6 protein-coding genes are annotated in these 10,245 nt (G+C 63.6%); 4 read left to right on the top strand and 2 right to left on the bottom strand.

What is annotated here, in order from left to right:
- The first annotated feature begins 121 nt into the window (after positions 1-121).
- Entirely contained in the window at positions 122-451 is a 330-nt protein-coding gene (locus VMA74_RS10755) for a hypothetical protein (RefSeq protein WP_325366769.1), read from the top strand.
- Between the two features lie 31 nt (positions 452-482).
- Here VMA74_RS10755 and VMA74_RS10750 read toward each other — a convergent pair whose 3' ends face one another.
- Together VMA74_RS10750 and VMA74_RS10745 are read right to left on the bottom strand one after the other, a co-directional pair.
- Entirely contained in the window at positions 483-1,694 is a 1,212-nt protein-coding gene (locus VMA74_RS10750; RefSeq protein WP_325366767.1) for a nucleotidyltransferase family protein, read from the bottom strand.
- A complete protein-coding gene (locus VMA74_RS10745; RefSeq protein ID WP_325366765.1) occupies positions 1,669-3,147 on the bottom strand; it encodes a radical SAM protein in 1,479 nt (492 codons plus the stop codon). Before VMA74_RS10745 ends, VMA74_RS10750 begins: the two co-directional genes overlap by 26 nt.
- Before the next feature lie 245 nt (positions 3,148-3,392).
- Here VMA74_RS10745 and VMA74_RS10740 point away from each other — a divergent pair, with 245 nt between their 5' ends.
- The 3 genes from VMA74_RS10740 (at position 3,393) to VMA74_RS10730 (ending at position 10,118) form a co-directional block, all read left to right on the top strand.
- A complete protein-coding gene (locus tag VMA74_RS10740) occupies positions 3,393-4,445 on the top strand; it encodes a serine kinase (protein WP_325366763.1) in 1,053 nt (350 codons plus the stop codon).
- 127 nt (positions 4,446-4,572) lie between these two features.
- Positions 4,573-6,258, top strand: coding sequence for an ABC transporter ATP-binding protein (locus VMA74_RS10735; protein WP_325366761.1), 1,686 nt, complete (start codon positions 4,573-4,575; stop codon positions 6,256-6,258).
- Positions 6,259-6,716: 458 nt separating this feature from the next.
- Positions 6,717-10,118 carry an autotransporter outer membrane beta-barrel domain-containing protein gene (locus tag VMA74_RS10730; protein WP_325366759.1) on the top strand — a complete coding sequence of 1,134 codons (3,402 nt, stop codon included), beginning with the start codon at positions 6,717-6,719 and terminating at the stop codon, positions 10,116-10,118.
- The last annotated feature ends 127 nt before the right edge of the window (positions 10,119-10,245 follow it).

Raw genomic sequence — 10,245 nt, 5'->3', positions numbered from 1 at the left:
AACTCCGCCGACCTGGTTCCCTGCGGCGAGGGGCTATGCGCGAATGTGGACATCAAGGGGCAGCATTACGGCAAGCATGGCGAATATTTGCCGGTCAAGCGGCATTGACGGAACTTGCACTATGAAGCGCTTTTGGATATTCGCAGCAACCGCCCTTTTTGCCGGTTCCGTCGGTGCACAGGCCGTGAGCTTTCGTGCCAACGATCCCTTCGTTTTCTGCACGCAAGGTCAAGCCATTCCCGACCCGTGCTGGAAGCCAATGCCACCGTATACAGGTGGCGCCGCCTGGACCTACACTGGCGCTTGCGATCCGCCGAACGAATACGAGCGCTCCTGGACGAATGACGACACTCTCGCCCTGAGTCAATACCAAACGATCTGCGCGCAAGCCATCAGCAGCGGCGCCTGGACTGGCGCTGTGTCTCCCGAACTGGTTCCATTCAAGCACTGACTCGTTTGGAACATACCGGCGATTTTCGCTACTACGCAGCCGACGCAAACTCATCCAACGCCGCACGCACCACATACAAGGTATCCATGCGCGGCACCGGGCGTGTCAGTGCGGTCAGCAAGCGTCGCGCATGTTTCTGCCGGACCCATGGCTGTCCTTTCAGCCAGAATTGCGTACGCAGCATGTCTGCGCGTTCCTTGCGCGCTTCCTCGGTGGGCCTGATGCGATTCAATATGCAGTGTGCGGCTTCTTGCAGCGAACGCGACCATTCAATGCCGGGCAATGGGCTGAGCCATAGCGCGGAACAGGAAACCTGCGTCAGTGTCCGGCGTCGCGACAGGTGCCTTAGCAGTGGCGGGCAGGCCGGTTCCAGTCGGGCCAGCACGCTGTGCGGAATGGCGTTGGCGTAATAGCGCGCCACCAGGTGCAGCGTTGGTACCGCCCACCAGGCGGGCTCGTGTTGATCCCACAGCATCTCCCAATCGCCGATGTGCATGCGGGTGGCTAGTAATGAGATGTCGTTGAGGTGCACCAGGCGCAGGCTGCGGCCGCAGATATTGCCGGCGGCGTGCAGCAGCAGGTGGCTCATCAAGGCGCCGTTGGAAGGGTAGGGATTCAAGCCCGGCTGCGGATGGTGCGGATAGATCCAGCGCGTGATGTCGACGGTGGCGATTGGCAGGCGCTCGTGGATGCGCGTGTGCAGTTCGATGTTGATCGGCGTGTCGCGATGCTCGCCCAGCCCCAGCACCGGTTCACCGGCAAGCGGTTTGAAGCAGAGGTGTTTCCATTGCGCAAAGGAGGCGGCGTAGCCCAGCGATTGCAGCAGCTTGCCGGCGCGTTCCACGTCGTGTTCGCTGACCAGCAGGTCGATGTCGGCCATGGGGCGTTCGCCGGGCGCATACAGGCCGATGGCATGCAGGGCGGAGCCTTTCAGCGCCACCATCGGCACGCCGGCCGAGCGGGCTTCGGCATCGATGCGCTTGAGCAAATCGGCAATGCGTTGGTGGCGCTGTTCGACATGCTGGTACTGCGTTTCCAGAAACCGCCGCCACGCCAGGTTTTGCCACGGCGAGCAGCGATGCAGCAGCGGCGATATGCCATGTGCGGCGGCAGCGGCGGCGGCCAGGCGCCATTCCAATTCGTTCCATGCGGGCAGCGGATGGCCGGGATGGGCCAGTTCCGCCGCCAGCGTTTCGGTGGTGCGGCGCAGGCCGTGTTTAACAGTTTTGAGCGGCGGCAGCATGGCGGATCGTCGGCATGGGAACGGTGGCGTGTTCGGTGCGGTGGGCGTATTCGTTGGCGATCAGCGCGTTCCATCGCGCATCCAGCGCGGCGCAGGCTTGATCGTCTTGCGCAGCTGGCGATTGCTGCAGTGTCACTTGCGCGTGCAGCAGATCGCGAACGCGGCGATAGAACTCGGAGTCGTAGGCGCCGCGGAACATCATGGCGAGATCGTCGCTGTCGTCCCAATGCGTTTTGCGGCCCAGTTGCGCTTTCACCTGTTCGTAGAACTTGGTGCCCGGCAGGGGATAGGAAACGCTCACGCCGATATCGTCCGGCGCGGCCTGCGTCACCAGCGCGCGCGTGGCGAGCAGATCGTGCAATTGTTCGCCGAGATAACCGAGCTGGATGAAGAAGCTCACGCGAATGCCGCGTTCGCCCAGGCGCTGCCGGGCGGTAATCAGCTCTGCCACCGTGGTGCCTTTGTTCATGGCATCCAGCACGCGCTGGCTGCCGCTTTCCGCACCGATCCAGGCTTCGGCGCAACCGGCCTGCGCGAGCGCGTCGGCCATGCGTTCGCTGATCAGGTCGGCGCGGGTTTGAATGGTGAACGGCACCGAGCCGTTGGCGGCGCGCAGGTGTTCGGCGAATTCGGTGACCCAATCCACGTGAAAGCCGAAGATGTCGTCCGCCATCCAGATATGGTCGGGCTGGAAGTTTTGTTTGAGGTACGTCATCTCCGCCGCCATGTCCTGTGCGCTGCGCTGCTTGTAGTGGTTGCCCCAGATCGGCTTGGCGCACCAGTTGCAACGGAACGGACAGCCGCGCGAGGCAGCCATGTTGAGGCTGAAGTAACCGTGCCGCTCGCGCCACATCGCGCGATAGCGGCTGAGGTCGAGCAGATCCCAGGCAGGGCGCAAGGTAAGCCTCGGGTCGGGCGGCACCACGCCGATGCGCGTCACGTGGGTTTTTTCGCTGACCACGCTGGCGACGCCGGTAATGCCGGACACCCAGCTTGCGTTGTCGATGGCCGGATCGCGTTCGAGGCGGCCGATGAGTTCCGTCAGCGCGGCGATGCCTTCGCCGATCAATACGGCGTGTGCGCCTGCGGCGAGAAAGGCGTCTGGCTGGTCGGATGCATCGGAGCCGGCCACGATCACGCGCACGCCGCGCGCACGCGCTTCGCCGATCATGCGGCAAGCGGCATCGCGCATCACGCTCAGGCACATCTTGGTGAGGTAATTGAAGTTGTCCTCATAGAACACCACCACGTCTGGTGCGGCGGTTTGCAGGGCGGCGGCGTAATCCTCCACGCCATCGGCAAGCATCGCGTCGAACAGGCTGACGGCGTGTCCTCTTTGCTGCAGCAACGCGGCCACCTGGATCGTCGCTAGCGGCGGATAGGGCTTGCCGCGTTCCCATTGTTTCCGGTCGTACCGCAGGAAATAGGAGTGGCCGACCTGAATGTTCAGCATGTTGTTTGGCGCCTCAATCTAGCCCGGGGGAACGCGGCGGCGTGCTGCTGCGTGTTGGTGAGTGCGCCTTGCTTGGTATTCGGTTGCCTTGCTCCGAAGCTGAGGGTTGCGCTGGTTTCTGCATGGCAACGTTAGGGTTTGCGTGCGCTCACCGCCAACCTACGTCGCCGGCCGTGCAACCTTTGCCAGGCCGGGATGCACTCACGGCGGTCCCCTTCGGCTGCCACGGATGCCGTTCGACCTGCATGACCACCCATCCCCAGTCCGCCGTCAGCGAGCTTTGCGCCGATCCGTTCGGCGAAGGTTTTACGCGCGCGCTATCCGTACACAAGCAGCTGCTGGGTGCGCGCTTTCATTTTGAAAGCAGCAGCCATGTTCTGCTGGATCTGGTGGAAGCGGCTTATGGCGATGTGCCACCCCATCACTTGCCATGCGTTGCGCCGGAGTTGCATATCCAATTGCGGCTGGTGCCAGGCGGGCATTTGCCGAAGGGGGATGAACCGCCGCCGGTGCAGATGCAATCGGGCATGGGTTGGTTGTGCGGCGTAATGGATGCGGCCAATTACGTAGTGATCTCGCCACGGCAGCGGCAGGCGCTGATCGTGGTATCGGAAGACATGCTGGCGTTTCCGTATCACTTGCGTTACGAGCTGATCGAGTTTGCCGTGTTCGTGCTGGCGGCACGCTGCTTGGGCCTGGTGCCTTTGCATGGCGCATGCGTGGGCAAGGACGGGCGCGGTGTGCTGTTGCTGGGCAATAGCGGCGCGGGCAAGACCACGTTGGCGTTGCATGGTTTGTTGCATGGCTTGTCGTTTCTTGCCGAGGATGCGCTGTTCGTGCAGCCGGAAAGCATGCTGGCGACGGCCGTCACGAATTATGTGCATGTAAAAAGCGATGCCTTGCGTCTGATCGACGATCCAGGTGCGCGGCGTTGGATCAGCGAATCACCGGTGATTCGCCGCCGCAGCGGGGTGGAGAAATTCGAGGCCGACGTGCGGCGCAGCCATGGGCAGCTTGCCGCTTCGCCGCTCAAGCTGGTGGGTGCAGTGTTTGTTTGCGCCGAGCGGGCGGATGATCCCGCCGCGCTGTTGCGACCTGTGCCACGGCATGCGATCGCTGCGCGTCTGCAGCAGGATCAACCGTATGCGGCCGGGCAGGGGGGCTGGTTGCTGTTTCAGCAGGCACTGGTGGAGATGGGGATGTATGAGTTGCGGCGAGGAGCGCATCTGCGTGCGTCGGTGGAAGCGGTCAGTCGTTTGCTTGATGGCGCGAGGGGCGAAGGTTGTCGTGATGTCTGATCGTGCAAAGCAGAAGGCGGCGACGTCGGGCTCCTCTCGCTCGCTGCGCTCGCACCCCACCCTAGCCCTCCCCTGCAAGCAGGGGAGGGGACTGTTTCCTGCAACGAAATGCGGATAGATGAGTCCCATGCACCAACCGACTCATCAAGCATCCTTGCGCGATATCTTCGGCACGCTCAAACACACCGGCGTTGCCCAGATCATCCTCTACGTTCTCCTGTCGCTAGGCTGCGCACTCGCCGGCAGCGCTGCGGCCGTGCTGGTGGTGCCGATGGTGCAGCCAGGCCATCCGCTGGTCCTCGGCGGTAGGAGTATCGACATCCACGGCAGCATCGAAACGCATGCCGCGTTGTTTGCCACCATCACAGCCTGCTTTGCCGTGCTGCGCTGGCAGGCTGCATGCCTGGCCGCGCGGCTTGCCAGCCGCTACGGCATGCAACTGCGCCGTGCGGTGCATGCGCGGCTGATCGATGCCGCACTGTCGTCGTTGGCGGACGCCACCTCGGCCGAAATCGCCAACGTCCTTACCTACAACGTCGAAATCATCACGCAGGGTTTCAGTGCGCTGCTGCAATTGTTGGTGGCAGGCATCACTGCCGGCGTCAGCCTGGCGCTGGCGTTCTGGGTGTCGCCGGCGTTGGCCTTGGCCGCACCGCTGCTGGCGGTACTGGCCTTGGCGACGTCGCGTATCAGCACGCGCAAGCAGGCGCACGTCAGCCGTCAGTACATTGCCGACTTGACGCGCTTGTTCTGGCTCAGCGAGGACTTTCCGCGGCGTTTGCGCCACGTCCGTTCGTTCGAGCGGGAGGATGCGGAAAAAGCGAGCCACGGCGATATTTCCGGCCGGCTGGGTCGCGGCTATCGGCAGCAGCTCGAATTGATCGCCTCCGGAAGGCTGGTGTTGGAGCTGCTCGCGGCGGCAAGCATGGCGGGGATGTTCGTGCTTGCATATCGCATGCATGGCGTGGACCAGGCGTCGCTGATTGCGGTGTGCCTGTTGCTGGGGCGCTTGCTGCCGTATCTGGTTTCGACGCGGCAGAGCCTGCAGCAGCTGCATTCGGCGGTGCCGGCGTTTGAATTGTGGCAACGCTACATGCGCTTGCCGCCTGCACGTGCGGCCTACACGCCGCTGCATGGCGCGCAGATCGCCGGTGCATTGCATATTGAGCACGTGCAACTGGCGCCACCGTTGGCGGCGCTGGATATTCGCGATCTTTCCCTGGTGCCCGGCACGCTCACCTTGCTTTGCGGCGATTCCGGCATCGGCAAGACCAGCCTGGTCGATGTGCTGGCGGGCATGATGCAGCCGGCTGCGTTCTCCGCGCGCATGGGGCAGCGCAGGTTTGGCTTCGACGAATACCGTGCACTGGTGCGCAACAGCGCCTACATCAGCCAGAGCGTGCGCCCCTGGCAACCGACCGTGCGCGAATGCTTGCGGTGGGCCGCGCCGGATGCCAGCGACGACATGCTGGAGCGTGCGTTGGCCGATGTTGGCCTGGATAAACGGTTGGCTGGATCGCAGCACGGGCTGGACACGGCCTTGAGCAGCTCGTCCAGCCGGCTGTCCGGCGGCGAGCTACAGCGCTTGCTGCTGGCGCAGGTGATTTTGCGCAAGCCTTTGTTGGTGCTGCTGGACGAAGCGACCAGCGCACTCGATGCCGCCGCGGAAATGGCCGTGCTCACCGCGCTGAAGCGGCGCCTGCCGCGCACGATCCTGCTGGTGGTATCGCATCGCAGCGGCGTGGCGGCGATTGCCGACCAATGCATGGTCATGGGTGCGGATGGCAACGTGACGGCACCTGTGGGCGCGTGAGGGTGATGCGATGTCGTAGGCTGGGATTGCATCCCAGCCTACGTGCTTGAACTGTGTCCGGATCAGACGGAAAGTCGCTGGACCCCGGCCTTCGCCGGGGTGACGAACCTTAATTTGCCTGATTATCTGGCACATAAGGCCACCGTTTTATTTTGTGGATAAACGGTTGTGACAGAAAAATAAGCCCATGCGGATAAACGCTGCCGCAAAGGGACAAAAAGCAGTCATCAACTGTTTTTATTTTAGGAATCGTCTGGTCAGAAAACCCTATTTTCGTGGTTATCCTATGCGCCATCAAACAGCGGCATGGCTGCGGGGCATGGGAATGCACTCGCCAGCGCGTGCCTGCTGATTTCCGCATCCCAATTCGAGTACATCGCGCCGGTGCGACGCGCCTGCGCGCGTTGCTGTGCGTCTTGCGGGCGGAAAAGGCATTTCAAATAACGCAAAGGCCAGACATGAAAACCATGACACCCCCCGGTGCCGCCACCACGGCGATCGCTCAGTTGCTCGTTTCTTCCCGCCATCATGCATGGCCACAACGCAAGGCAGCTTGCCTGGCGGTGCTGACTTATCTGGCGTTGGTCGCTTCGCAGGCCCACGCCAATTGCACCACCACCACCAACGCCACTACCTGCGATACCAACACGCCGTCCCCGTGGACGAGCACCATCGGCACGGGCGCATCGACGGCTTCCGGCGCTTCGGTCACGCTGCAATCGAATGCGCAGGTCGTGGTGGGGGATGCCTCCGCCATCGCGCTGGGCGACAACGCGACCATCCTGCTGCAGTCGGGTGCGCTGGTGCAGAACAGCGCCGTGAAAAACGGCGGCACGTATGGCACCGGTGCCAACACCATCGATTTCGGCAGCAACACCACGCTGACCGTGGCGCAGGGCGCAACCGTGCTTTCGTCCGGCACGGAAAACAGCGCCGAAGCGGTGAACCCGGAAGGCACCGGCAATACCATTCTCAACAACGGCACCATCAGGGGCGTCCACGCTGCAGCGATCTGGTTCCAGGCCACGTCCGGTTCCAATACCGTGATCAACAGCGCCACCGGCATCATCGAGACCGACGTCAGCAACGGCGACGTGCTCGGTGCTTCCGGCAATTCGGCGGTGGACTTCACCAACCAGGGCCAGGTGATCGGCAACCTGGTGTTCGCGGGGGGCAACGACACGCTGCATTTCTACACCGGCTCGTCCGTCAGCGGCAGCATCGACGGCGGCGGTGGCAGCAACCTGATCACCTTGAACGGTACCGGCAGCAGTACGCTCGGCATGATCAAGAACTTCCAGACACTGCTGAAGCAGGACAGTGGTATCTGGACGCTCGCCAACTCGCTCACCAGCATCGGTGTGGGCAGCGCCGAGGTGCAGCAAGGCACGTTGATTCTCAACGGCGACAACTCGACCTACACCGGCAGCATGCTGGTGGATGCGCAAGGCACGCTGCAGGCCGGTTCGCAAAGCATGCCCCTGGCGGTGAGCGACAACGGCCTGGTGCGTTTCCAGCAAGATACCGACGGCACTTATACGGGCCTGATCAGCGGCACCGGCGCGGTCGAAAAGAACGGTACGGCCACGCTGGTGCTGGCGCCGAGCGCCACCGGTGGCAATACCTACAGTGGCGGCACGGTGCTCACGCAGGGTGTGCTGTCCGTGTCGGCGGACAACGCCTTGGGCGATACCGCTGGCGGCATCACCTTCAATGGCGGCACGTTGCAATTCGGCAGCAGTTTCAATCTTTCCAGCACGCGCGCCATCGCGGTGAACGCTGGCGGTGGCACCATCGATACGCAAGGTTTCCAAACGACGATCGCCCAGGACATCACCGGCACCGGCGCATTGACCAAGGCCGGTTCCGGCATGTTGGTGCTGAACGGCGATGGCAGCTACAGCGGCGGCACCGATGTTGCGGCCGGCACGTTCGTGGTGGGCGACGACAGCCACGCCAGCGCAGCATTGAGCGGTGGCGGCGCCACCACGGTGGCCACGGGCGCAACGCTGGGGGGCTACGGCAGCGTGAGTGGCGATGTCACCAACAACGGCACGATCGCCGTGGCCGATGCCTTGTCGGCGCTGGGCAGCAGCGCCAAGGGCAGCTTCACCATCAACGGCACCTTGCACAACAACAGCGTGCTGCAGGTAGGCGGCACCGGCACCGGCAACAAATTCGTCACCACCAGCTATGTGGGCGGCACGGGCAGCGTGGTTGCGCTCAACACGTATCTTGGCGGCGACGGCTCGCCCTCCGATCTATTGGTGATCAACGGCGGCAGCGCCACCGGCAGTAGCGCGTTGCGCATCACCAACACGGGCGGTTCCGGTGCGCTGACCACCGCCAATGGCATCGAGGTGGTGGAGGCGATCAACGGCGGCACCACATCGGCCAATGCGTTCTCGCTGGCCAGTGCGGTGACGGCCGGTCCTTACCAGTATTCACTTTATCGCGGCAGCACCGATGGCAGCAGCGCCGACAACTGGTACCTGCGTTCGCAGCTCGACTGCTCGCTGGTTCCAGGCGCTGCGGCGTGCGCGCCTTCGCCGACGCCCGCACCAACGCCTGCGCCTGCGCCGGCTCCGGCTCCGACACCGGCACCAGCTCCGGCTCCGACGCCTGCACCGGCACCAGCTCCGGCTCCGACACCTGCTCCGGCTCCGACGCCTGCACCGGCACCAGCTCCGGCTCCGACACCAGCTCCGGCTCCGACGCCTGCACCAGCACCAACGCCCGCACCGACGCCCACACCAGCACCAGCACCAGCGCCGACTCCGACCCCGACCCCGACACCATCCCCTTCGTCTTCCACCAGCACCACAGCCTCACCTTCCAGCACAGGCACCCCCACCACCACCCAGCCCGCGCAGAAAACCGTTCCGCTCTATCGCCAGGAAGTGTCGCTTTACACCGCGGTACCGTCGATGGCGTTGTCCTACGGCCAGGATCTGATGGACAGCCTGAAAGAGCGCACCGGCAGCGACACGTGGCAAGGTGCCGGCGCGGCGAACGGCAGCAGCTGGGCTCGCGTCATTGCGCAGCATGATTCGCGCGATGGCGGCAGGCTCGGCATTTACGGCGACAAGGGACCGAGCTACAGCGACGACATGTTCGCCTTGCAAGCCGGCGTCGATCTGTATCGCGGCCAGCATGACAACGGCAGCGACATCGCCGGTGTCTACGTTGCGCTAGGCCAGATTGCCGGCGATGTGCAGCACTTCGACGGGATCAACGCCGGCCACGACCAGTTGAACGGCTACACCCTTGGTGGCTACTGGACGCATGTCGGCGTATCCGGCTGGTATACGGATACGGTAGTGCAGGGCACCGGCTACAACATCAAGGCCAGCTCCACGCGCATGGCGCCGTTGAAGACCAACGGCCGCAGCTTCGCCGCATCGCTCGAAGGCGGCTATCCGGTTCCGCTGAGCAACGGCTGGGTGTTCGTACCGCAGGCGCAGCTGGTCTATCAAACCGCATCCTTCAACGACACCTCCGATGCAGCATCCAGCGTGTACTTCGACAACGCCAACTCGCTGGCCGGCCGTGTCGGCAGCGAAGCGAAGAAGAGCTGGGCGTTCGGCAGCGACGCCGCGCAACCCAGATCGATCAGCACCTGGCTGCGCGTCGACCTGTGGCGCGAGTTCATGGCCAACCCGGGCGTGGCGTTCTCCACGCCGACCACGCCAGTGAGCTTCCATTCCAACCTGGAGGGTTCGTGGGTGGGCCTGCGGGCCGGCCTCAGCTCGCAGCTGGCGCGCAACGTGTTCGTGTATGCCAACGTCGGCTATGACATCGGCGTCAGCAACCATGGCGATGGCTATGGCGGCAGGGCGGGTCTTCGTATCAGCTGGTAACAAAGCGTGCCAAGCACCGTGATGCACTTCCTCCCCTGCGTCAGCAGGGGAGGTTAGGTTCAATGCTCCGAACTTAAGCCAGAATCGAAGCGTGTACCTCTCGCTCGCCAGGATACGTCCCCTCCCC

Origin of the sequence: Dyella sp. (genome assembly GCF_035508675.1) — a bacterium.
In the GTDB taxonomy this organism is placed as follows: Bacteria; Pseudomonadota; Gammaproteobacteria; order Xanthomonadales; family Rhodanobacteraceae; genus Dyella_B.
Note: the sequence above shows the minus strand (reverse complement) of the source record. Positions and strands in the feature narration are given on the sequence as shown.